General features: G+C 59.9%; 18 protein-coding genes. 8 read left to right on the top strand and 10 right to left on the bottom strand.

Features of this window, described 5'->3' with window-relative positions:
- Positions 1-7: 7 nt before the first annotated feature.
- Entirely contained in the window at positions 8-283 is a 276-nt protein-coding gene (locus ABRP88_RS09780; RefSeq protein WP_084529689.1) for a DUF3263 domain-containing protein, read from the bottom strand.
- On the opposite strand from ABRP88_RS09780, the gene ABRP88_RS09785 reads away from it, so the two are divergent.
- From ABRP88_RS09785 to ABRP88_RS09800, 4 genes are all read left to right on the top strand, one after another.
- Positions 282-905: a peptide deformylase gene (locus ABRP88_RS09785; RefSeq protein WP_239268507.1), complete on the top strand. Its 624-nt coding sequence runs from the start codon at positions 282-284 to the stop codon at positions 903-905. The two genes, ABRP88_RS09780 and ABRP88_RS09785, sit on opposite strands and share 2 nt — an antisense overlap.
- 2 nt (positions 906-907) lie before the next feature.
- Positions 908-1,909 carry an N-acetylglutamate synthase, CG3035 family gene (locus tag ABRP88_RS09790; protein WP_284864601.1) on the top strand — a complete coding sequence of 334 codons (1,002 nt, stop codon included), beginning with the start codon at positions 908-910 and terminating at the stop codon, positions 1,907-1,909.
- Positions 1,910-1,991: 82 nt separating this feature from the next.
- Complete coding sequence (locus ABRP88_RS09795; protein ID WP_284853691.1) at positions 1,992-2,801, top strand: exodeoxyribonuclease III; 810 nt, start codon at positions 1,992-1,994, stop codon at positions 2,799-2,801.
- The gene (locus ABRP88_RS09800) at positions 2,802-4,265 is read left to right on the top strand and encodes a phospholipase D-like domain-containing protein (protein WP_349837080.1); all 1,464 of its coding nucleotides are present in this window, start codon (positions 2,802-2,804) and stop codon (positions 4,263-4,265) included.
- A gap of 343 nt (positions 4,266-4,608) precedes the next feature.
- Here the strand turns inward: ABRP88_RS09800 and ABRP88_RS09805 are convergent, their stop codons facing one another.
- The 4 genes from ABRP88_RS09805 to ABRP88_RS09820 all read right to left on the bottom strand — a co-directional run bounded on the left by ABRP88_RS09805 (position 4,609) and on the right by ABRP88_RS09820 (position 7,850).
- Complete coding sequence (locus ABRP88_RS09805) at positions 4,609-5,136, bottom strand: CAP domain-containing protein (protein ID WP_284783062.1); 528 nt, start codon at positions 5,134-5,136, stop codon at positions 4,609-4,611.
- A gap of 395 nt (positions 5,137-5,531) precedes the next feature.
- On the bottom strand, positions 5,532-6,308 hold the full coding sequence (locus tag ABRP88_RS09810; RefSeq protein WP_284783064.1) for an ABC-2 transporter permease family protein: 777 nt from the start codon (positions 6,306-6,308) through the stop codon (positions 5,532-5,534).
- Between the two features lie 6 nt (positions 6,309-6,314).
- Positions 6,315-7,325 carry an ABC transporter ATP-binding protein gene (locus ABRP88_RS09815; protein WP_284783067.1) on the bottom strand — a complete coding sequence of 337 codons (1,011 nt, stop codon included), beginning with the start codon at positions 7,323-7,325 and terminating at the stop codon, positions 6,315-6,317.
- 30 nt (positions 7,326-7,355) lie between these two features.
- Complete coding sequence (locus ABRP88_RS09820) at positions 7,356-7,850, bottom strand: NUDIX domain-containing protein (protein WP_284783070.1); 495 nt, start codon at positions 7,848-7,850, stop codon at positions 7,356-7,358.
- Positions 7,851-7,920: 70 nt separating this feature from the next.
- Between ABRP88_RS09820 and ABRP88_RS09825 the strand changes: the two genes are divergently transcribed.
- Genes ABRP88_RS09825 through ABRP88_RS09835 form a run of 3 tightly spaced genes read left to right on the top strand, consistent with a single transcriptional unit; the run spans position 7,921 to position 13,315 of the window.
- Positions 7,921-9,366 carry a GlnX family signal transduction membrane protein gene (locus ABRP88_RS09825; RefSeq protein ID WP_284770450.1) on the top strand — a complete coding sequence of 482 codons (1,446 nt, stop codon included), beginning with the start codon at positions 7,921-7,923 and terminating at the stop codon, positions 9,364-9,366.
- Positions 9,366-10,373, top strand: a complete 1,008-nt coding sequence (locus ABRP88_RS09830; RefSeq protein WP_349837081.1) for a glutamate ABC transporter substrate-binding protein — start codon at positions 9,366-9,368, stop codon at positions 10,371-10,373. The genes ABRP88_RS09825 and ABRP88_RS09830 overlap by 1 nt, the downstream gene beginning before the upstream one ends.
- Positions 10,370-13,315 (top strand): tetratricopeptide repeat protein, encoded by a 2,946-nt coding sequence (locus ABRP88_RS09835; RefSeq protein WP_349837082.1) that lies wholly within the window; start codon positions 10,370-10,372, stop codon positions 13,313-13,315. The genes ABRP88_RS09830 and ABRP88_RS09835 overlap by 4 nt, the downstream gene beginning before the upstream one ends.
- A 16-nt stretch (positions 13,316-13,331) precedes the next feature.
- Here ABRP88_RS09835 and ABRP88_RS09840 read toward each other — a convergent pair whose 3' ends face one another.
- Together ABRP88_RS09840 and pta are read right to left on the bottom strand one after the other, a co-directional pair.
- A complete protein-coding gene (locus tag ABRP88_RS09840; RefSeq protein ID WP_349837083.1) occupies positions 13,332-14,555 on the bottom strand; it encodes an acetate kinase in 1,224 nt (407 codons plus the stop codon).
- Positions 14,556-15,923, bottom strand: coding sequence for a phosphate acetyltransferase (gene pta, locus ABRP88_RS09845; protein ID WP_349837084.1), 1,368 nt, complete (start codon positions 15,921-15,923; stop codon positions 14,556-14,558). It lies immediately after the preceding gene.
- Between the two features lie 234 nt (positions 15,924-16,157).
- Between pta and ABRP88_RS09850 the strand changes: the two genes are divergently transcribed.
- Complete coding sequence (locus tag ABRP88_RS09850; protein ID WP_349837085.1) at positions 16,158-17,519, top strand: FAD-dependent oxidoreductase; 1,362 nt, start codon at positions 16,158-16,160, stop codon at positions 17,517-17,519.
- A 34-nt stretch (positions 17,520-17,553) separates the two neighbouring features.
- Here ABRP88_RS09850 and purT read toward each other — a convergent pair whose 3' ends face one another.
- The 3 genes from purT to ABRP88_RS09865 form a co-directional block, all read right to left on the bottom strand.
- Positions 17,554-18,906 carry a formate-dependent phosphoribosylglycinamide formyltransferase gene (gene purT, locus ABRP88_RS09855; protein WP_349837086.1) on the bottom strand — a complete coding sequence of 451 codons (1,353 nt, stop codon included), beginning with the start codon at positions 18,904-18,906 and terminating at the stop codon, positions 17,554-17,556.
- Between the two features lie 165 nt (positions 18,907-19,071).
- Positions 19,072-19,821, bottom strand: coding sequence for a class F sortase (locus ABRP88_RS09860; RefSeq protein WP_349837087.1), 750 nt, complete (start codon positions 19,819-19,821; stop codon positions 19,072-19,074).
- A 134-nt stretch (positions 19,822-19,955) separates the two neighbouring features.
- Positions 19,956-21,376 (bottom strand): VaFE repeat-containing surface-anchored protein (locus tag ABRP88_RS09865; protein WP_349837088.1); only part of this gene is annotated, 1,421 nt, incomplete at its 5' end.

Raw genomic sequence — 21,376 nt, forward strand, 5'->3', positions numbered from 1 at the left:
GCCAGTTCTAACGCGGTGGGGTATTTCCCCGCGCGGCGCGCCGCGTATTTTCACGCTCCTCCCGCAGGCGCTTCAGCCGAGCCACCAAGAGGGGATGGGATTCGGCGGCAGCGGGGGCATCAAGAAGCAGGTTCAGCCGTTGGTGATAGCGCACCGGCGAGATATCCAGCTGCGCACGAATGGCCTCTTCCTTGCGGCCAATGCTGCGCGGGGCGGTTTCCTCAAAATCTAAGATGGCGGCGTCTAGGTCAGACAAGGGGTTCATGCCTAAACTGTAAAGCATGACTATTCGCCCCATCGTTATCCACGGCGACCCCGTGCTTCATCAGCCCACCACGCCGGTGGAAGAATCCGAGATTTCCAGCCCAGAGATGCAACAACTCATCGCGGACATGTACGAGACCATGGAAGTTGCCCATGGCGTGGGCTTGGCTGCGAACCAGGTGGGCATCGGCAAGCGGCTCTTCGTTTACCACTGCCCCGATACCGAAGGCCCCGATGGCACCGAGCTGCCCGCGGACAAAGCCGGCATGCGCAAGGGGTGCGTTATCAACCCGGTGCTGGAGACCTCCGAGATTCCAGAGACCATGCCTGCCGATGACGGCTCCGATGACGAAGGCTGCCTCTCCGTGCCGGGCGAGGGCTTTCCCACCGGCCGTGCCGACTGGGCGCGCGTGACCGGCAAGGACGAGCACGGCAACGACATTACCGTGGAGGGCTACGGCTTTTTTGCCCGGTGCCTGCAGCACGAGACCGGTCACCTCGACGGCTACGTCTATACCGATACCCTCATCGGCCGCTACAAGCGGCAGGCCAAGAAGGCCATTAAGCGCAATGGCTGGACCGAGCCGGGCTACACCTGGATGCCGGGTGAAGACGAAGATCCCTTCGGGCACGACGATTAATCATGTCTCGCATCTTTCGTTCCGATGACGTGCAGGTAGGCGATCGCGTCGTGGCCCGGCGCGATTTTGGCGATGTGCACAGCGACGTCATTGGCCACGTCCTCAGCCTTAAGCCACTGGTCATTCGCCCGCAGCAGGTCGGCGGCTATCCCTCTGACCTCGAGGCCGTGGAGATCGCGCCCGAGCAGCTGAAAATTATCAAGCGCCTCTCGCCGCGGATGGTGCGCAATTCCGATATTCGCGCCGTCGAATACGCCACCGCCCAGGCCTTTCCCGGCAAGGAGCACACGTGGACTTCGGACGGCTCCTGGCTCATGCGCGCCGGCGATGGCGTGACGGGCCGGTCTAATTCCGCCGTCCCGCTCGGGCCCTCCGCGGGCTTTAACCCGGTCCCGCTGGCGGAAATCACGGAGTTCTACCGCCGCCACGATCTCCCGGTGCGCCTGCTCATCCCGGAACGCATTGGCAAGCCCGCAGAGCGCCTGCTTGCCCATGCCACCTGGGAGATCGAACCCGAAATCCTCGTCATGGTCCTGCGCGATCTCGCGGGTCTATCCGCCGAGGTGCCGGGCTCACACCCCAGCGGCGCAGAGTTCCGCATCGATGACCAACCCGATGACGCGTGGCTGCAGATGTACCACTTCCGCGGCCAGGCGCTTCCTGCCCAGGCCTTGGAGTACCTGCGCGCCCGCATCGAGGGCACGATGGGCTTTGGACGGTTAGTTATTGACGGCGAGACCGTTGCCATCACCCGCGGCACCATCACCGAATCCGGTGACGGCACCGCCTGGCTGGGATACTCCGCCGTAGAGGTAGCATCCGCGCACCGCCGCCAGGGTTTGGGTGCCCTATTGGGCCAGCACATGCTGCGCTGGGGGCGCGACCAAGGCGCGCAGCACGCCTACCTCGATGTCCTAGCTTCTAATACCGCCGGCATTCGCCTGTACGAAAAGCTGGGGTTCATCGAGCAGCACCGCCAGATCTACGCGCAGCTGCGCGACTAGCCCCAGCTGCGCTAGTCCGCCTAACCCGCCGGTCACAGCCTGGACTAGTCCGGGCCATTGCCCGCGCGGTACTGTATTATCCATGCGCATCACCACGTGGAATATCAACTCCGTTCGCACCCGCATCCAGCGGGCGCTGGATCTTCTCCACACGCACGACATCGACGTGCTGTGCCTACAAGAGACCAAGGTCAAGGACGATAAATTCCCCCGCGAGGCCTTCGAGGATGCCGGGTACCACGTCACCTGCCATGGGCTTAACCAATGGAATGGTGTGGCCATCATTTCCAAGGAGGAACCGGAAGAAGTCTTTACCGGATTCCCCCACCAACCTGGTTTTTCCAAGGACCCAGAAAAACCCCAGGACCGCGAGGCCCGGGCGCTTGGTGCGCGCATCCGCGGGATAGAAATCTGGTCGCTGTATATTCCCAACGGGCGCGAGATCACCGACCGCCACTATGACTACAAGCTGGACTTTCTCTACCAGCTCACCCGCTACGCCGCGGGGCGCGCCCAATCCAAGCTGCTTCTAACCGGCGATTTCAATATCGCCCCGCGCGATGAGGACGTATGGGATATCGAGGCCTTCCGCGGCAAGACGCACGTTACCGAACCCGAACGCGCCGCCTTCCAGATGCTCGAGGAGGCCGGCCTCGAAGAGGTCACGCGCCGTTTTACCGAAGACCAGCGCTATACCTACTTTGATTACAAGGGGATGCGCTTTCACAAGAACGAAGGCATGCGCATCGATTTCCAGCTCGCGTCGCCGCCGCTGGCCAAGCACATCACCGGCGCGCGCGTAGACATGGAAGAACGCGCCGGCGAGAAGACCTCCGATCACTGCCCGCTTAGTGCAGATTTCGATCTGCCCGATTTCGATTCCGTGCGTTAAATGACTTGGTCGCTCGATCTCAGCTTCTGGCAGCTGTTCTTCCTCATCATTGATTATTCCATCAAGATCATCGCCGTCGGCTTCGTGCCAGAAGGCCGCCGGCCCTCCAATTCCACCGCGTGGTTGCTGGCCATTCTGGTGCTGCCCGTCATCGGCCTGCCGCTGTTTTTGCTCATGGGCTCGCCGTATATCAACCGGCGCCGCCACCGCATCCAGCAAGAAGCCAATGAACGCCTCGAGGATATTTCCGCCCGCACCCCGGATCATCCCAAGGGCATCCTGTCGACGGAAGTGGAATCCGTCATCAAGCTCAACCGCGAGCTGACCGGCTTTCCGGCGCTCATTGGCCACAACTTGGGCCTGCATGCGGATTATGATGAATGCATTCGCTCCATCGCCGCGGCCGTGGACCGCGCCGAAAAATACGTTTCCATCGAGGTCTATATCCAATCCTGGGATGAGACCACGGATGTATTTTTCCAGGCCCTCGCCCGCGCCACCGCCCGCGGCGTCAAGGTTCGCCTTTTGCTGGATCAGATTGGCAGTTTTAAGTACAAGGGTTATTCCTCGCTGGGGGATAGGCTCACGGAAATCGGCGTGGATTGGCGCCTCATGCTGCCCATCCAGCTGCATAAGGGCCGCTTCCGCCGCCCGGATCTGCGCAACCACCGCAAGCTCGTCATCATCGATGGCGAGGTAGGTTTTATCGGTTCCATCAACCTGATCAAGCGCCAATATAAAACCAAGGACCGCTTTTGGATCGATTACATGGTGGAACTGTCTGGCCCCATCGTCACCGCCATGACCGCGGTCTTCGCGGTGGATTGGTACACCGAATCCGGCGAGAACCTCCCGCTAGATGAGCTGCCGTATGATGATGCCCAAACCGTCGACGCCAACTACCTGCAGATGATCCCATCCGGCCCCGGCTATACCACCGAGCCCAACCTGCGCATGTTTAACTCCCTAGTGCACCACGCCAAGCAGCGACTCGTGCTGTGCTCGCCGTATTTCGTGCCGGATGAGTCCCTCTTAGAGGCCGTCACCACCGCCTGTTACCGCGGGGTGGATGTGGAGCTTTATGTCTCCGATACCGCGGACCAATTCATGGTCAACCACGCCCAGTCCTCGTATTACCAAGCGCTACTTGAGGCCGGGGTGCATATCTACCAATTCCCCTACCCCTACGTCTTGCACTCCAAGTTCATCATCACGGATCCGGATGACCAGAAGTTCAATCCGCTGTGCATGTTCGGCTCATCCAATATGGACCCGCGCTCCTTCGGTCTCAACTATGAGACCACCATGCTCGTGGCCAAAGGCGATCTCCTCGCCCAGTTCAACCAGCTCGCCGCCAATTACCGCGCGGTCTGCCACGAGCTCACCCTAGAGGAGTGGAACCAGCGCGGTTTTGTCCGCCGCTACGTCGATAACGTCATGCGGCTGACCTCGGCACTGCAATAAGCTTTGCTTGCCGATGCCCCAATAGTCCGCTCATAGGATATCTAAAACAAGCCTTCTGTTGTAGAGCCAAAGTAGAACATCCCGCGTTGAACCGCGCACGGCATTACCGCAGAGATGAGTTTGTAGTCCACTTAATTGACTCCGGATCGGCGTTAATTATTGGAACTAATTGCGAAAGATACGCCGAATTCTCCGCAGATTTCCCTCTTGTCTATTGCTTTTTACTGTAAAGCCTGATCCTAGATTTTGACATTGCCTATGCGCGAGAGCGTATCAAAAGCTTAGGGAATACAAGAGTGATCATATCGCGCCTATTCCGAAGAGGATTACAAAAGGAACTTCTTTAACGTCCAAAATTCTGTACGGCAAAAAGCTCACCATTCGCCCCAACGGCAATGCCCGTACCAACCGTTTTCGCTTCTGGATCTAGCAAAATCTTCCTGTGGCTGGGAGAATTCAGCCACATATTCACCAGCTTCGCATCTGCGAAATCATCCCATGCTTGAAGGACGTTTTCGCCACCGGCAGGAATACTATCCGGATAGGTTTCCCAGTGATTTGGCCGATGCTGCAAATCCCCTGTTCCCACCAAATGGTCGGCCCAGTCTTGAGCGATATTGTTTAACGCAGGGTTTTCTGTCACGGGATTTAAACCATGATCCGCCCTTGCTGCATTGACTTCGTTAACAATAGAGTGTGCACGGGCCCCATCGGGCTTCATGTGGCTAACTACTTCAGCAGCGTTACCGACAGGACCTTGTGCCTTAGCTGGAGGGGTAGTTGCGGCTACCCCACCTCCCACTAATGCTGCGCCCGCGATAGTCGGGGCTACAAACTTCTCAACAGAATCAGGAAGAATTTCGTCGGACACTTTTATCACTCCTTCAGATAAACTTGGCTAAATTGCTCTACACAATCTCTTTCCCTCTCTTCCCACCTTAACAAAAAAGAAAAATATTTTCAACACATAGACAATATTTAAACTGCATTTCCGATAAAATAGAATTATATTTAAAGGCGTTCAGAGTTTAATTTGCGATATGCGCTCATCCATAGGGTCCTCAACCATTCTCCCACCTGGAAAGGCTGTTTTCTGAGGCAGCCATTAATCACCACTAATAAAAAATAACCGGCTGATCACAATCAGCCGGTTACCAGTCAGGTCTCAAACAACAGACCTACCCACACTGGACGAACCCGAATAACTTCGCCCGGAGGGTTCACAGATTAATTAAAGCTTCCTCTCTACAAACACGATATCCTCGCCTAAGCATCGCGCTTGTGCAGTACTAGCACGCCAAGGGCCCACAACACCGCGGCCCAGATGAAGAATACGATGCCGCTGCCTGCAGCCTCGGTCCACAGTGCGTTATCCACTGGGGTATTGAATAGCCAGTTCTGGAAAGCGGTAAAGGGCATGTAGCTACCAATCTTATCGCCTACCACGGGCATCATGCTGACGATTTGATCCACACCCAAGTACAAAATAAGGCCCAGCGCCACAGAGCCCGCGGTCTGGCGAATGAGCATGCCGATGCCTTGGGCAAAGGCCACCAGGAGGCCCGCGGCCAGTGGGTACTTCCACAGCTGCTCGCGGCCGACTTCATCGTTCCAGGGGTCGAAGGTGGCGGAAATGGAGCTATCGGCAAACAGATCCGTAAGCAGGTACGCGCCCACCACACCAATGAAGGTCAGTACGGCCGCGATGACCGCGTATAAGACCAGCTTGGCCACGGCCACGCTCCAGCGCCGCGGGGAGGCCATGAAGGTAATGGACTGGGTGCCGAAGCGGTATTCCGTGGTCACCAGCATGATGGCCTGAATCATCAGCACCGGCAGGCCTAGGGTCCCCAAGAATACGATGGTGAACTCGGGACTAATAAGCTGGAAGCCCATATCAACGGCTTCCGGATCGAGTGGCTCCATAAACGCAGCGCTGACACCGGCCCAGCCCCAGGAAAATAGGAGAAATAGCGCGGTGGTCCACCAGAAGGAGCGGGTGGTGCGCAGCTTAATCCACTCGGATTTCAAGATATTCAACATGGCGGATTAAACCTCCTGCTCGTTGGGGCGGGCGAACCCACCGGACTGACCGGGCTGGCCTGCCTGGCCCGACTGACCTGCCTGCGTGCCCGAGGCACCAGGCGTGCCTGCGTGGTACTGCACGGCATCGCCAGTGAGATCCATGAAGGCATCCTCCAGCGAAGCGCTTTTCAGGGTGAGCTCGTGCAGCGGCACCCCGGTGGAATAGGCCAGCTCGCCCACGAACTCGGGGGTCTGGTTGATGACCTCGAGCCGCGGGCGGCCCTCCTCATCCTTCGATTCGGTAAAGGAAACGCCCTCCTTCTTTAGGGCTTCACCGAATTCCGGGAGGTGGTTCGAGCGCACATACACCAAGGACTGCGAGTGGCCGCGGACGAACTCGTGGGTGGGCTTATCCGCAACCATCTTCCCCTTGCCAATGACCACGAGGTGATCCGCGGTCTGGGCCATCTCGGACAAGAGGTGGGAGGAAATCAAAATGGTGCGCCCTTCTGCAGCCAGCGCGCGCACGAGCTGACGCACCCAACGGATGCCTTCTGGATCTAGGCCGTTGACCGGCTCATCCAGGATGAGGATGCCCGGATCGCCCAATAGAGCGCCCGCAAGGCCCAAACGCTGGCCCATGCCGAGGGAAAAGCCGCCGGCTTTCTTACCGGCGACATCGGAAAGCCCCACCAGCCCCAGCACCTCATCAACGCGGGAGGCGGGAATGCCATTGGCCGCCGCCATCCACTTCAGGTGATTCGCGGCCGTGCGGTTGGGGTGTACCGCCTTCGCATCCAAAAGCGCGCCCACCTCGCGCAGCGGGTGCTCCAAGTCGCGGTAGGGTTTGCCGTTTACGCGAATCTCGCCCGCCGTGGGCTCGTCCAAGCCCACGATCATCCGCATGGTGGTGGATTTGCCGGCGCCATTGGGCCCCAAGAAGCCGGTGACCACACCGGGCTTTACCTGAAAGGTGAGATCCTCAACGGCGCGGACAGACCCGTAATCCTTAGTCAGTCCCTGTACTTCAATCATGAGCACTACAGTGCCATAATTTTGGATACTTTACCGGTACAGTTTTTCCACACGCTGCCGCAGGGCGGGAAAGGCGTGGCGAAATGGCGCGATAAGCGGCAGGTTTTCCACCTCATCCAGGCCCACCCAGCGCAGCTCGTGCGATTCCTCGTTGGCGGTGGTGGGCAGACGCAGGCCGCTGCGGGTGCGCGCTAACACGGTGGTATAGGTCCATTCCCCCGGCAAATCCCCCGCGGGAGGATAGGGCCCGGCCGTTACCTGGGTGTCGAGCACCTCGACATCGGCAGGCGCGATGGCGCACTCCTCATGCGTTTCCCGCAGCGCGGCCTGGGTGGGTGTTTCTTGCAAGTCCCGCGCGCCGCCGGGAATCCCCCAGGTATTGCCGTTATTGGTCCACGCGGCGCGGTGTTGCAGCAGCACCTCGCGACCGGCGACGAGGAAGAGGCCAGCGGCACCGAATTTTCCCCATACGCGAATGCCACTGGGGCCCGCCGCCCAGCCGTCTCCACTGTGAGGGTTATGCATATTTTCTATCCTAGCCACACACGCGGGTAAATGGTGGCGCCCAGCACACTGGGGGCGTTATTCTAAGTAAATGACTGAGCAGGCAGTGCGGGTAGAGTCAGAGCGCGAAGAGGACGCTCACCCCAGCGATCACTGGCTGGATGAGGTTACCGCACCCTCTCGCCCGGCCCTCAGCGGGCTCACCCACCGCGCCATGGAATGGTTTGCGGGCCCGGCGCGCCTGCTGCGGCGGTTTTATTACTTCGCCTCCACCACCCCAGGCAAGCTTTTTACCGTCACCCTGATCCTCACGGTGGCGTTGGGAGCCGCCGGCTTATCGATGTCCCAGTCTTCCGCCGCCCGCCACTCCGACCTCGACGAGCTGCTTAATACCACCGAGCCGATGTCCAATGCGGCCCACCACCTCTATAGCTCCCTTTCGGTGGCAGATACCATCGCCACCACCGGATTCGTGCAGGCCGGCGTGGAATCAGAGGGCAACCGCGAGCGCTATAACGATGCGATCGATGCCGCCTCCATTGCCGCGACCGAATCCGTGCTGGGCACCACGCCTGACGATGCCCGCGTGCGCGATCTCGTTACCTTCATCCAGCGCGAGCTGCCCATTTATACCGCGATGATTGAAAAGGCGCGCTCGAACCACCGCGCTGGCAATGCCGTGGCTAATTCCTATATGTCCAATGCCTCCTCGCTCATGCGCGAGCACATTCTGCCGGCGGCATCCGAGCTATTCCAGCTGACCACCGCGAAGGTCAACCAGCAGCAGCAAAAGCTCACCTCGCCGCAGTGGGTGCCGCTATCGGGCCTTTTGGCTGCGGTCTTCTTCCTCATCGTGGCGCAGTGGTGGCTGTGGCGCCAGACCCGCCGCCGGTTCAACCGCGGCTTTTTAACCGCAACGGTGCTGCTCTTCTTGGCCATTTTCTGGGTCGCACTGTCTAATTTGGCCACCTGGTCCACCGGCCATCAGGGCTTTGAAACGGCCTCGCGCCCGTGGGATTCGTTAACCGCCTCGCGCATTGAGGCCCAGCAGGCGCGCACCTCAGAAACCCTCGCGCTGGTGCTGCGCTCCTCCGAGGAGGATACGCTCGAGCGCTTTTCCGGATCGGTAGATTCCATTGAAAAGGCGCTGGGGGATTATGAAAGCGCGCTGCATGATGATGACGTCGAGGTCAACGATCCCGAGCTCATCCACAGCGCCCGCGCCGCCACCGAAAAGTGGCAAGACTCGCACGAAAAACTCATGGAGGCGCTGAGCGAGGGCGACTACGATGAGGCGGTCTACCAGGCCACCATCACGGATCCTGAGGATGGCGAAACCACCGCCGCGCAGTCCTTTAATGAGCTCGATAGCGAGCTTTCGGAACTCATCGGCCAGGCGCGCATCGCCATGCGCACCTACTTGGAGCGCGGGCTAACCGCCATGACCGCGGTCTCCTCCGCCGTCTTCCTGCTCACCCTGTGCGCCATCTTCGCGGTGTGGCTGGGCATTCGTCCCCGACTGCAGGAGTACCTCTAATGCGCTACCGAGCACCCCTTACCGCCATCATTGCCACCTGCAGTGTCCTCGCACTGGTCGGCTGCGATATTCGCTCCGCTCCCCCGCTGGAATCGCCCGAACAGCAAGCACTCGACGCCAGCCCCGGACCGCCGCTGCCGGAGGGCTCCGCCATAGAAGAAGCCGGCAGCACCACACCCAAGAAAGAAGACGATACCGAACTCAAAGGCACCTACCGGCCAGATGGCAAAACGGCGAAGGAGCGGGTGCCGGACATCGTCAAGCGCGGGCGCCTTATCGTGGGCGTAGACCGCTCCAATAACCTGCTGAGCTACCGCGATGCCGCCTCAGGCGATGTCCGCGGCTTCGAGGTCGATATCGCCCACGAGATTGCCCGCGATATCTTCGGCGATCCCAATAAGGTGGATTTCCGCTTCGTCGAATCCTCTGACCGCACCGCGGCGCTGGATAATGGCACCGTCGATATCATCGTGCGCACCATGACCATTAGCCCCGAGCGCGAAAAGGAAGTGGCCTTTTCCATCCCCTACATGACCACGCAGACCCGCATGCTGGTGCTTACCAGCTCCGGGATGAATTCCATCGATGACGCCGATGGCAAGAGGCTGTGCGGGGTGCGCGGGTCCACCGCGCTGGATACCATCCGCGAGCGCGCCCCCAAGTCCGATATCCTCATCACCCGCTCCTGGGGCGATTGCCTCATGGCGCTGCAGCTCAACCAGGCCGATGGCGTGGTGGTTGATGATGCCCTGCTCTCCGGCATGGCCGCGCAGGATTCCTATACCTCCATCGTGGGCGAGCCCCTAAAGACCGAGAACTACGGCGTTGCCGCGCGCCGCCCCAGCAAGGATCATGACACCCGCCCGCTGCTGCGCCAGGTCAATTCCACCTTAGAGCGCATCCGCCGCGACGGGACGTGGTCCGACATCTTTGATACGTGGCTCGGCGCTTACCTAGACGAGCCCACCCTGCCGTCGGGTACATACATCGAGGAAGATAAGTCATGAAGCATAACCCGAATTTCAGCGAAGACGAGCTCGAATACCTAGAGCCCGAAAACCTCGATACCCAACGCCAATTCCGAAAGCCCACCAAGTCTTCTTACCGCGACGCTGACCACGGCCAAGAACCTGACCAAGACCGCAGCCAGGACCGCGACCTCGGCGCTGCCGACTCCCCTGACGCAGCCAACACAGGCGACGCCGCCGACCCCGCTGGTCCGGATACCGCCGCTGCTCGCCCCAACGCTGACAACCGCAACATCGGCGCCGATACGGCGGCAACCACTCATAACGCTGGCAAGAGAAATAAAGGCACTAGCGAAGCTGACGTTGATACCGCCGCGGCGCAGGTTCCCGGCACCGCACCCGCGGCTGCCTTCCCGAATACGGAGGCCACGGGTAGGCGCACAGCGGGTGGCGGCACGGCTGGCCAAAACGCTGCGGACCAGCGCACGACTGGCCCGGGCGCAGCGGGACAAGACACCGCGGCCCAGGGCACCGCGGCTCAGGACGTACGAAATGGCAACGACGCCGATGAGAGCGACGATGACGGCGAAACCGGCGGAGTGGGCACGGCAGCCGTGGCGTATGACCCGTTCGCCAGCGAGCCCATCGAGCACCGCGGGGATCCGGGAACCTCTGCGGTGGCCTTCGATCCCTTTGCCGATGACGATGAAGACGACGATGGATCCATCGACCCGGATCACCTCTCTAGCCTGCTCGCGGACCTAGAAAATATCCGTGCCCAGCGCGAGAACGAACGCGATGAGAAAACGGCCCAGGAAAAGTCCTCGGAACGTTCGCGCCAGCAGGCCATCGATACCTTCCGCGAGCGCCGCGGCACCCAGCGCACCGAGCGGCCGGTTGCTGATGGCATGGTGCGCCTGCCGTTTATCACCCCGGCCGATCCCACCACCGCCCTCATCGATCCCAAAGAAAAGATCAAGGGCAAAAAGGTCCCGCCACCGCAGCTAGAACCGGGCGATATGGTGGCAGAGCAATACGAAATCCTCGGCGTCATCGCCCACGGCGGCATGGGCTGGATTTACCTGGCCAATGACCACTACGTCTCCGGGCGCGTGGTGGTGCTCAAGGGCATGCAGGCCCAAAAATCCGCCGATGAGACGGCCGCTGCCGAAGCCGAGCGCGAGTTTCTGGCAGACATTACCCACCCGGGCATCGTCAAGATTTTTAACTTCATCGACGATGAGCGCGTGCCTGGTGGATTCATCGTCATGGAGTACGTAGGCGGGCCATCGCTAAGAAACAGGCGCAAAAAGCAGCCCAACGAGCTTTTGCCCGTTGACATCGCCATTGGCTATATCCTGGAAATCCTGCCGGCACTGGAGTACCTGCACTCGCGCGGCGTGGTCTATAACGACCTGAAGCCGGATAACATCATCGTCACCGAGGACCAGGTCAAGCTCATTGACCTGGGTGCGGTCTCCGGCATCGGGGCCTTCGGGTTTATCTACGGTACCCAGGGCTTTCAGGCCCCGGAGGTCGCCTCCAGGGGCCCGTCCATCGCCAGCGATATCTATACCATCGGCCGCACCCTGGCGGCGCTGTGCCTCAAGCTGCCCAGCGAGGACGGTGTCTTCCTCCCCAGCATCCCCAACCCGTCCAAGGAGCCGGAGCTGCGCCGCTTCCTTTCCCTCTACCGCCTGCTGCTGCGCGCCACCCACCGCGATCCGCAGCGTCGGTTTAGTTCCATCAAGGAGCTGCGCACCCAGCTCTACGGCGTGCTGCGCGAGGTCCTTGCCATCCGCGACGGCCGCCAGTACCCCTCCCAGCACTCGCTCTTCTCGCCGCAACGTACCACCTTTGGCACCAAGCACCTGGTCTTTCGCACGGATCAGCTTATCGATGGCATCGATCGCACCATCCAAATCACCGCCCCTGAGGTCGTCTCTGCCTTGCCGACGCCCCTGGTAGACCGCGATGATGTCGGCGCCAGCCTGCTGCAAGGTACCTCGTATGCCGAGCCGCAGGAAGCCCTTGAGACCCTGCGCCAGGCCATGCGCACCCCGGAATACGAGCATTCCGCCGAGATTCCCCTCGGCGTGGTGCGCTCCATGATCGACCTGGGTTATACCGACGAGGCGCGCCAGTGGTTGGGCTCCATCGAGGACCGCTTGGGCCGGGACTGGCGCTACCAGTGGTACGCCGGCATTACGGAGCTCTTGCACGATGATTACGTCGATGCCCAGGAGTACTTCGCCACCGTTTTGGACTTATTGCCCGGTGAGGCCGCCCCGAAGCTCGCCATCGCTGCCATCAATGAGCTCATCCTGCAGCAGATTGATTACAGTGAAACACCGCTTATCGATGCCACCGTAGCCCGTGCCTGCTCCAATCTCTACACCACCCTGGCGGATCTCCCCTCTTCCGCTTTTGAGGGGCAGCCGGAAATCTGGTCGCACGTCACCCAAGACCCAAGCGCACTGCGGTTTAATTCCATGCGCCTATACGGCATCGTCTGGGCCACCAACCCCACAACGGTGTCCTCCGCCTTTGGGCTCGCACGCCAATTGCGCGCGGAGGGGCAGGTGGAGCTATCCGTAGCCACCTTGGATAAGGTGCCCAATGCCTCGCGTCACTTCCGCATGGCGCTTCTGACCACCGTGCTGCAGCTCATCGTGCACGATTTGTCTGAATCGCGCATTCGCCGCGCTGCCCGACGCCTCGAAGAAGTCCCCACCAACGAGCCGCGCTTCCTCCAAATCAAGATCGCCGTTATCTCTGCGGGCCTTAACTTCCTGCGCAACGCCGATCTCGCGCGGGCGTCCTCGCCCAACGATCTCTTCGAGTACGCCTTTACCCAGCGCGGCCTGCGCACCGGCCTGGCCGAGACCCTGCGGGCCCTTGCCCGCCAGGCCCCGTTTAGCCGCCACCGCTACGCGCTGGTGGACTTGGCCAACCAAGTCCGGCCCATCACCACTTTCTAGCGGCTACTTAGATGGCCTACTTAAATAGGCCTTCCTCGCGCGCCTTGGCTGCGACGTCTGCAGACTTCTGCGCGATGGCCAGCTCCTCATTGGTGGGAACCACCAAGACCTTGACCAGGGAATCATCGGTGGAGATGACCCGCGGCTCATCGGAGCGGACGAGGTTGCGCTCCTTATCAAAGTCGATGCCGTACATATCCAGGTTGTACAGCGCGTCTTGGCGCACCTCGGTGTCGTTTTCGCCCACACCGGCGGTGAAGGTAATCGCGTCCACGCGGCCCAGAGCAATCATGTAGGAACCGATGAAGCGGCGCAGCTGGTGGATGTAGATGTTATACGCCAGCCATGCGTCTTCATTGCCATTATCGATGTGCTCGCGCAGCGTACGGAAGTCATTCACGCCCGCGATGCCCTTGACGCCGGATTGCTTATTAAGCAGGTTATCGATCTCGTCGATGCTCATGCCCGCCTGGCGCACCAGGTGGAAGATGATGCCGGGATCGATATCACCGGTACGCGTACCCATGGCGAGGCCAGCCAGCGGGGTAAGGCCCATCGAGGTATCGATGGCACGGCCATTGCGGATGGCCGCCGCAGAGGCACCATTGCCCAGGTGCAGCGTGATCTGGTGGGTATGCTCCGGATCGCGGTCCAAAATCTTCGGCACCTGCTGGGAGACGAACTCGTGGGAGGTGCCGTGGAAACCGTAGCGGCGGATATCGTATTTGGAGGCAACCTCGCTATTGATGGCATAAAGCGCTGCGGCCGGCGGCAGGGTATTAAAGAATGCGGTATCGAAGACCGCCACGTGCGGAATATCTGGCAGGATCTTGCGCGCCACGCGGATACCGTCCAGGTTCGCCGGGTTGTGCAGCGGGGCCAACGGGATGAGGTCCTCGATCATCGATTCAATTTGATCCTCGATGAGCTGTGGCTCCGAAAAGAGGCGGCCGCCGTGCACGACGCGGTGGCCCACGGCGATGATATCGACGTCCTTCGGGCCCACCTGATGATCATCCATCAGGTCAAAGGCGCGCTTTAGGCCAAAGGAGTGATCGGGAACTTCCAGTTCCTCGGTGACCTTTTCCCCGCCGACCTTGATGGTAATGGCGCCGCTCGGCTCGCCAACCTGTTCCACCAAGCCAGAGACGAGTGGATCATCGGTGGCAGTAGCGGTTGGGTCCACCAGCTGAAACTTGATGGACGAGGATCCCGAGTTAAGGACCAGTACGTATGACATTTATTTCTCTCCAGCCTGGATAGCAGTAATGGCAACGGTATTGATGATGTCCGGAACGGTAGCGCCGCGGGATAGATCGTTGACCGGCTTGTTCAGGCCCTGCAGGATGGGGCCCACGGCCAAGGCGCCGCCGGTGCGCTGCGCGGTCTTGTAGCCAATATTGCCGGCATCCAGATCGGGGAAGACGAAGACATTGGCCTTACCCGCGACATCGGAATCCGGCATCTTCTTTGCGGCAACGCCAGGATCGCAGGCGGCGTCGAACTGCAGCGGGCCATCCACCTTCACCGAGGAGTCCAGCTTCTTGGCGGCCTCGACGGCCTCGATGGCGCGCTCGACATCCGGGCCGGTGCCGGAAGCGCCGGTGGAGTAGGACAGCATGGCCACACGCGGATCGATGCCGAACTGGGACGCGGTTTGCGCGGACACCACGGCGATTTCGCCCAGCTGTTCCGCCGTTGGGTTCGGGTTCACGGCGCAGTCGCCGAAGGCCCACAGGCGCCCGCGCATGACCATCAGGAAGATTGAGGAGACCACCGAGGCATTCGGCTTGGTCTTAATGATCTGGAAGGACGGCTTAATGGTGTGGGCGGTGGTGTGGGCGGCGCCGGATACCATGCCATCGGCAAGCCCCTTGTGCACCATCATGGTGCCAAAGTAGGAGATGTCCTGCATGGTCTCGCGTGCCTGCTCCAGGGTCACCCCCTTCTTCTTGCGCAGTTCCGCGAAATCGGCAGCGAATTCCTCCGCAAGCGGCGATTCTAGGTGGTCGATGATATCGGCACCCGAGACATCCAGACCCAGCTCCTTGGCGCGGGCCTGGATATCGGATTCCTTGCCCAGGATGGTCAGCCGGGCAACCTCATCGCGCAACAGGGCATCGGCAGCTTCAAGGATGCGGTCGTCATCGCCCTCGGGCAGAACGATGTGAGATCCAGTGGTCTTGGCTTGGTCGATAAGTTGCTTCTGGAAGAGGTCTGCGGACATGACGGGCGCGGCCTCCTCTGCGGCGCTCAACGCACCGGGCACGGCCTCCAAGTCGGTGAAAACGCCTGCGACGGTGGCGCCGAGGGACTCGGCCTTGCGCTGTGCCAGCTCCGCGGCGCGCTCTGGGGCGCCGGAGATAATGACCAGCGGCAAGCCCAGCGCGGCGGCGACCTCCGCGTCGAAGGAGATCTCGCCGGCGCCTTGGACCAGGAGGGCATCGGCAGTGGCGGTGGGCGCGTTGGACAATACATCCGCCACGGTGGGGTCGAAATCTTCTAAGCGGAGCAGTTCAGCGCCAAGGCTATCCGCCAAGGCGGGAATATCGAGGCCGTCGAAGCCACGGCCGATGGAGCTTAACACTGTGGACTGGGATGCAGACATGCGGATTACCTTTCCTTTGCCGTCACGGGAACACTTGGAACACGCGCCGTAACATTATGCCGTACATCACAGTTACTAGCACGTGGTGACGTCTCCACTGTACGTGAATCACCCCCTCCCCCGCCCTTCCGCAACCTCCTAAACTGGGGGTAGATAACTCAAAGCAGTGTGGCATTTATCGCACTGCCACCGCGTAGAATGTGAGAAAACCTAAAGAAAGGACACCCTAAACAGATGACTAGCCCCATGCGTGTCGCCGTGGTCGGCTCCGGACCGGCCGGCATTTACGCCTCTGACCTCCTCGTAAAGTCCAATGTGGACGTGCAGATCGATCTCTTTGAAAAGATGCCTGCGCCCTTTGGCTTGATTCGCTACGGCGTCGCCCCAGATCACCCACGCATTAAGGGTATCGTGCAGTCGCTGCACAACGTCATGGAGAAGGAAGAAATCCGCTTCCTGGGCAATATCGAAGTGGGCAAGGACATCACCATCGAAGAGATGCACGAGTACTACGACGCCATCATCTTCGCCACCGGCGCCACCGCCGATAAGGAAATGGGCATCCCCGGCGAGGACCTCGAGGGTAACTACGGCGCCGGCGAATTCGTGGGCTTTTATGACGGCAACCCCAACTTCGAGCGCGATTGGGACCTATCCGCGGAGTCCGTCGCCGTCGTGGGCGTGGGCAACGTCTCGCTCGACGTATCCCGCATCTTGGCCAAGACCGCAGATGAGCTGCTGGTGACGGAGATCCCAGACAACGTCTACTCTTCCCTGAAGGAAAACCGCGCCAAGGAGGTCCACGTCTTTGGCCGCCGCGGCCCGGCGCAGGCCAAGTACACGCCGAAGGAGCTCAAGGAGCTCGATGAGTCCCCCACCATCGAGGTCATCGTGGACCCAGAGGACATCATCTACGACGAGGCATCAGAAGAAGCTCGCCGCGCCGCAAAGTCCACCGACTTGGTCTGCCAGACCCTAGAGTCCTACGCCATGCGCGAGCCTGGCGATGCCCCACACAAGCTCTACATCCACTTCTTCGAGTCCCCAGTAGAGGTGCTTGGCGATGACGGCCACGTCACCGCCATCAAAACCGAGCGCACCCAGCTCAATGGCGATGGCTCCGTGAGCGGCACCGGCAAGTTCACCGAGTGGCCGGTGCAATCGGTCTACCGCGCTGTGGGCTACCACCCGCAGTCCGTCGAGGGCATTCCCTTCAACGACGACTCGGCCACCATGCCCAACGACGGCGGCCACGTGCTTGCCGATGTCGACGGCAAAAAGCTGCCCGGCCTCTACACCACCGGTTGGATCAAGCGCGGTCCAGTGGGCTTGATTGGCAATACTAAATCCGATGCCAAGGACACCACCGGCATGCTGCTAGAGGATTACAAGGCAGGCGAGCTCGCATCCGCCACCAAGCGCGATCCGCAGGAAATTCTCGATCTGCTCAGCAGCCGCGATATCGCCGTCACTACCTGGGACGGCTGGCACCGCCTCAACTCCGCCGAGCAGGCCGCCGGCGAGCCGCACGGCCGCGAGCGCATCAAGATCGTCGAGTGGGACGAGATGGTCAAGCACGCCGGCCCGCAGCGCTAACCAGCGCTGCGCCGCGGGGCTGGCCGGCGCTGCGCTAGTCGGTATCGTCCACCCCTGAGGTCAGCTTGGGGTCGAGTTCGACCCCACCCTCATATTCAATGACCTCAATATCGGGCACATTGTCCGCTTGCGGGTCGATTCCGCGCGCACCGCCCTGCGCGAGCAAGCCAGGAGTCGAGGTCACGCTCACCTTATGCGCCGCCAATGCGGCGCGGTCGCGGGCCTCTTCCACCGTTTCCGCCGTCGTGGTCACAAGCCCCATGCGCCGGCCCTTATAGGCATCGGGCTTGCCAAAGAGCTTCACGTCCGTCTCGGCGTAGTGGAGGGCGGAGGCGATGCCGGTAAAGGCGACATCGGCAAGCGGCTCCTGCGCGTGCAAGAACATGCTGGCGCCTGGGGTTATCAACGTAGCATCGATTGGATAGCCCAGAATAGCGCGGGCGTGCAGATCGAACTGGGAAAAGCGCTGCGTATAGGCAGTAAGCATCGCCGTATCCGAAGGCCGCGGGGAGACCGAGGAAAAGTAAACATCATCGCCGGCGACGAAAAGCTCCACGCCGTACACGCCGCGCCCGCCCAGCTCATTGGAGATGCGCGCCGCAACCGACCGCGCGTTCTCCAGCGCAATCTCGCTCATGCCGGTAGGCTGCCACTCCTCGATCAAATCGCCCTTCTCGTGGCGGTGGCCGATGGGCTCGCTGAACCACGTGGCCAGCTTGCCCGTGGCCGGATCGATGGACCGGATGGCTAGCAGCGTGACCTCGAGGTCAAAATCCACGAAGCGCTCCGCCACCACGCGCTGCGAATCCGAGGACACGCGGCGCACCGTCTCCCACGCCTCGCGCACGTCTTCCACATCCCGCGCCAGCATGTGGCCTTTGCCCGAGGTGGACACGTCCGGCTTTACGATGCACGGAAACCCCAGCTCCGTCGCCGCTTCCTCCAGCTCCTCCACAGAGGAGGCAAAGCGGTAGGCCGAGGTCGGCAATCCAATATCTTCTGCCACCGCGCGCACCCGCTCGCGGTCTTGGGTGAGCGCGCAGGCGCGCGCCGTGGGCACGACGACGGCATCGGTGGACTGCTCAACCTGCTCCAGGGCCTCCACCGCAACGATTTCCACCTCCGGCACCACGTAGTGCGGCTGAATCTGCTGCACCAATTCTGATACCTCCGCGGAGTCAGTAATATCCGCGATATAGCTATAGTGCGCCACTTGGTGCGCCGGCGCCCCCTGGTACTTATCCACCGCGTGCACCTCAAGGCCCAGGGACTGGAAGGAAATAGCCAGCTGCTTTCCCAACTCGCCCGCGCCGAGCAGCAATACCTTCGTGGCATTGCCCGTCAACGGCGTGCCAATATGACCGGCGATTTCCGCTGGAATATCCATGACTTCACTCCTTTGATTCCGCTCCACGCAGCAGATACTCCACCAGATTATGTCATAGATACCCGCCGCACCAATGGACACACATGCATGCGGTGCACGCACGCAAACGCCCGGCCAAGCATGTTCATTCTTGGACCGGGCGCTGCTTGACTTTAGTACATGTCGTTATACCAGGGGTGCTTCCGGTGGAACCGGAGCACCGACCGGCTCTGCCACGGTAATGATGTTGTCCTCATACCCCAGCGCACCGCCGATAAACTTGCCACCACAGGTGATAAGAACGAGGCGATTCGTGCCGTCCGTGTCATTGACCACGTCCGGGAAATCCCCACCCTTAGGCAAACGGTACGGCTTTTCCGTCACGCGAAAGACACGCTCCTCACCATCGATAACCACGGTGAATTCCTGGTTTAGTTGCAACCGGGTAAATTTTTCCGCGTAACCAGTACCCTGACCCTGGTAATTCACGTGGCCGGTAATCACACTAGAACCGACATTACCGGCATCACCAGGAACAGCGGAAGCAGAATACCAACCCAAACGGGTGACATCATGTGGCGGCAACAGCACACCCCGGTCAGTCACCTGCACCGGATCCACAGCAGCGTACTGGCCATCGATGCCCACGGACATCGCTGCGAAACCATGAAATTGACCCGGAGCCGTTTCAAATTCATGCTCCTGTGCGCCAGACTCATCGACGAACGCATCACCCTTAGCTTCCGGGTTTTTCCCCGCAGAAGTATCTACAGCCGATCCACTCTGTGATCCCTGCTCAGCCTCATTGCCTCCCTCACCAGTGGTGAAATTAAGAACCAGCAGGAACAGCAGCACAATTACCGCCACTACCAGCGCGATAAAACCAACCTTCTTACCTCGGCTTAGGGATTCCTCGCGGCCTGTTTCCTCAGACATTACCTAGTCTCCTCACTTAGTTTTCTCAATGGTTCATAAAATGGTTTTCCCCCTCCAGCGTGTACGGGGACACCCTGAAGGGGGAAACTTTGTACCCAGGCGCTATAGCCTGCTACCTAACCAGTACGTTCACACTACTTAATGTAGGTTTGCATACCTGGTTCAAGTTCGGTCGCACCAGATGGCACGGACTTAATCTCGGTACGTTTTGCATCCGACGGCAATGGCTTACCAGTCTTGCCAGGCACGTGGTTCGTTATATCGACATGCTGCTCGACCTTACCAGTACCCTTGTCAGCCTGTGCCGGAGCATCCTGCTCCTTCACCTTGACGCTCGGGCGCTCACTCTGGCCTTCAGCCTTTTCCTTAGGCTTAGACTCCGGCTTTTCGTCCTTCTTAGGCTTCTCATCCTTCTTAGACGTTACCGTCTGGTCATCATCATTGATGTCCTTGTGCTCAGCAATGTGGTTCGGCTTTTCCGGAGTTACATCCGGAGTTTCCTCACCCTTGGCATCAACCTCAACAGAGGTCAACTCCTCAAAAGCAACCGCAGCCTCAACCGGCTCCGTCACATCATCATGAACAGTGATTTCAACATCAACCTTGCCAGCAGACTTCTCTGGGGTAAAGGTCTTCTCACCGGTACCCAGAACAGTCTTCTCATCCTTCTTGGAAATAAGCTCAGCCTTCAGAGTGTATTCCTTACCAGGAACCAAACCCTCATAGGAAACCTCATCAACAATCTTGGCGCCAGCAACGACAACGTGCGAACCTTCAGCAAAATCAGCATCCGTCGTGATCTTTGGCTCTGGGCTGTCACCAGGCTCCTGCCCCTGCACCTCGGTCGGGCGAGGCTCCTTCGACTTCTCAGAAGATGTGCTCGTAGAAGGCTTAGCGTTGGCCGAGGTCTTCGAAGAAGACGTCTTCGTTTCGAACGGCTCCGAAGGCTTAGATTCGGACGTAGTCTCCTTCTTTGGTTCAGAGCTCTTGGACTCCGAAGTACTTGGCTTGGAGCTACTCGTCGAAGTCATTGGCGTAGACGTCTCCGAAGGCTTGTTGTCCTTCTCAGGCTTCTCATCCTTCTTAGACGTTACCGTCTGATCCGCATCATCGATGTCCTTATGCTCAGCAACCTTATTCGGCTTCTCAGCATCCGGAGTCTCCTCACCCTTGGCATCAACCTCAGTAGAAGTCAACTCCTCAAAAGCAACCGCAGCCTCAACCGGCTCCGTCACATCACTATCAACAGTGATCTCAACATCAACCTTGCCAGCCGACTCCTGCGGAGTAAAGGTCTTCTCACCCTTACCAACCACAGACTTGTCTGCCTTATTAACCAATTCCGCATTCAGGGTGTACTTCTTCCCTGGGACCAAGTCCTTGTACTCAACGGTATCGGTCACCTTAGCACCAGCAACAACCTGATCAGCATCTCCGGCAAACTCAGCCTGAGTAGAAATCTCCGGATTCCTATCAGACTTCTCAGGCTTCTCATCCTTCTTAGACGTTACCGTCTGATCCGCATCATCGATGTCCTTATGCTCAGCAACCTTAT

This window comes from Corynebacterium sp. KPL2734 (genome assembly GCF_040225595.1).
Classification (GTDB): domain Bacteria; phylum Actinomycetota; class Actinomycetes; order Mycobacteriales; family Mycobacteriaceae; genus Corynebacterium; species Corynebacterium rhinophilum.

Coding starts and splice junctions, on each gene's coding strand:
- ABRP88_RS09860 (WP_349837087.1), bottom strand. CDS start 19,821: ATGTCTGAGGAAACAGGCCGCGAGGAATCCCTAAGCCGAGGTAAGAAG.
- ABRP88_RS09780 (WP_084529689.1), bottom strand. CDS start 283: ATGCTTTACAGTTTAGGCATGAACCCCTTGTCTGACCTAGACGCCGCC.
- ABRP88_RS09785 (WP_239268507.1), top strand. CDS start 282: ATGACTATTCGCCCCATCGTTATCCACGGCGACCCCGTGCTTCATCAG.
- ABRP88_RS09830 (WP_349837081.1), top strand. CDS start 9,366: ATGCGCTACCGAGCACCCCTTACCGCCATCATTGCCACCTGCAGTGTC.
- ABRP88_RS09835 (WP_349837082.1), top strand. CDS start 10,370: ATGAAGCATAACCCGAATTTCAGCGAAGACGAGCTCGAATACCTAGAG.
- ABRP88_RS09790 (WP_284864601.1), top strand. CDS start 908: ATGTCTCGCATCTTTCGTTCCGATGACGTGCAGGTAGGCGATCGCGTC.
- ABRP88_RS09825 (WP_284770450.1), top strand. CDS start 7,921: ATGACTGAGCAGGCAGTGCGGGTAGAGTCAGAGCGCGAAGAGGACGCT.
- ABRP88_RS09795 (WP_284853691.1), top strand. CDS start 1,992: ATGCGCATCACCACGTGGAATATCAACTCCGTTCGCACCCGCATCCAG.
- ABRP88_RS09840 (WP_349837083.1), bottom strand. CDS start 14,555: ATGTCATACGTACTGGTCCTTAACTCGGGATCCTCGTCCATCAAGTTT.
- ABRP88_RS09800 (WP_349837080.1), top strand. CDS start 2,802: ATGACTTGGTCGCTCGATCTCAGCTTCTGGCAGCTGTTCTTCCTCATC.
- pta (WP_349837084.1), bottom strand. CDS start 15,923: ATGTCTGCATCCCAGTCCACAGTGTTAAGCTCCATCGGCCGTGGCTTC.
- ABRP88_RS09820 (WP_284783070.1), bottom strand. CDS start 7,850: ATGCATAACCCTCACAGTGGAGACGGCTGGGCGGCGGGCCCCAGTGGC.
- ABRP88_RS09815 (WP_284783067.1), bottom strand. CDS start 7,325: ATGATTGAAGTACAGGGACTGACTAAGGATTACGGGTCTGTCCGCGCC.
- purT (WP_349837086.1), bottom strand. CDS start 18,906: ATGGATATTCCAGCGGAAATCGCCGGTCATATTGGCACGCCGTTGACG.
- ABRP88_RS09810 (WP_284783064.1), bottom strand. CDS start 6,308: ATGTTGAATATCTTGAAATCCGAGTGGATTAAGCTGCGCACCACCCGC.
- ABRP88_RS09850 (WP_349837085.1), top strand. CDS start 16,158: ATGACTAGCCCCATGCGTGTCGCCGTGGTCGGCTCCGGACCGGCCGGC.